The organism is Streptomyces sp. NPDC054847, from assembly GCF_053610925.1.
Window position 1 is genome coordinate 1 of record NZ_JBSGZJ010000763.1, and the last position, 1423, is coordinate 1423.

Consider the following 1423-nt stretch of genomic DNA (forward strand, 5'->3'; position numbering starts at 1 on the left):
GGTCGCGGCCGGTGTGCCGGCGGGCGAACTGCGCGACCGGGTGGAGACGGAGACGTCGCCCGACTCACCGATGATCGCGATCACCGGCACGTCCACCGATCCGGACCAGGCCGCCGACATCGCCAACGCCGTGGCCGACGCCGTTTTCGTGAGCAGCAATCAGGTGTCCAAGAACACCGGCGTCTCACTGACCCTCTTCTCGCAGGCCGTCTCCCCGGACGAGTCGGTCTCCCCGTCGCTGCCGGTCGCCGCCGCGGTCGGCGGCTGCGCGGGCGGTCTGATCGGCGGACTGGCGCTGCTCGTGGGACCGCGCCGCAGGGCTGCCGTCACCACCGCCGGGGTGCCCGCGCCCGCGCACCCCGCCGAACCGGTGGGCGAACGGGAGCTGGTGTGACCCCCGGCGGCGGGCGGCGCGTCTCCGTCACCCTCTGCCGCGATCCGGAGGCCTTCGCCGCACTGGAGCCGGAGTGGAACCGGCTGTACGACGACTGTGCCACCGCCACCCCCTTCCAGAGCCACGCCTGGCTCCACTCCTGGTGGCGGTCCTACGGCACGAGCGGCCGGCTGCGCGTCGTCCTCGCCCGCCGCGACGGCCGGCTGATCGGCGCCGCTCCGTTGACGCTGACGCACGCACCCATGCCGCTGCTCGTGCCGATGGGCGGCCGGATCTCCGACCACTGCGACGTACTCGTCGACGGCGGCGACGTCCGGACCGCGGTCGGGGCCTTGGAGCGGGGCCTGCACAGAGCGGCACGCCACGCGGTGATCGACCTGCGCGAGGTGCGTCCCGGCGCGGCGGCGGAGCGGCTCTACGAGAGCTGGAAGGGCGCCCGTGCCCGGCTCACCGACTCGGTCTGCATGGAGCTGCCGGCCGCCCCCGTCGAGGAGCTCGCCAAGCGGATGACGAGTCCCAGGGCGCAGCGTGTGCGCGCCAAACTGCGCAAGATCGACGCGTTGAAGATCGAGGCACACCCGGTGCCCGAGGCGGAGGTCGCGGAGGCGGTCGCGAACCTGCTGCGGCTGCACGAACTCCAGTGGCGCGGCCGCGGCGTCAACCCGGAGCATCTCAGGCCCCGGTTCGCCGCCCATCTGGTGCGCGCCACCCGGGCGATGGCCCGCCGCGGGGAGGCCGTCCTGACGGAGTTCCGGATGGAGGGCGAGGTCGTCGCGGCCGCGCTCACCCTGCGCTCGGGCAGCATGGCGGGCGGCTATCTGTACGGGGCGGACCCCGTGCTGCGGGACCGCAAGGCCGACGTGGCGACCATGCTGCTGCGCCACGACGCGCAGCAGGCGGCCGACGAGGGGCGGGGCGTGCTCAGCCTGCTGCGGGGGGCGGAGCCGTACAAGAACCACTGGCGTCCGGAGACCGTCACCAACCAGCGGCTGCTGCTCGCCCCGGCTTCTCTGGAGCCCCTGCTGCGGC

At 74.2% G+C, this 1423-nt stretch carries 1 protein-coding gene and 1 pseudogene; both read left to right on the forward strand.

Translation table 11 applies throughout. The annotated features are described in order from the left end of the window. Positions 1-394 (forward strand): annotated as a pseudogene (locus ACWGH4_RS35070) (lipopolysaccharide biosynthesis protein); the annotation flags it as partial. Next, positions 391-1423 (forward strand): GNAT family N-acetyltransferase (locus tag ACWGH4_RS35075; RefSeq protein ID WP_453467958.1); only part of this gene is annotated, 1033 nt, incomplete at its 3' end. The pseudogene ACWGH4_RS35070 and the gene ACWGH4_RS35075, both read left to right, overlap by 4 nt.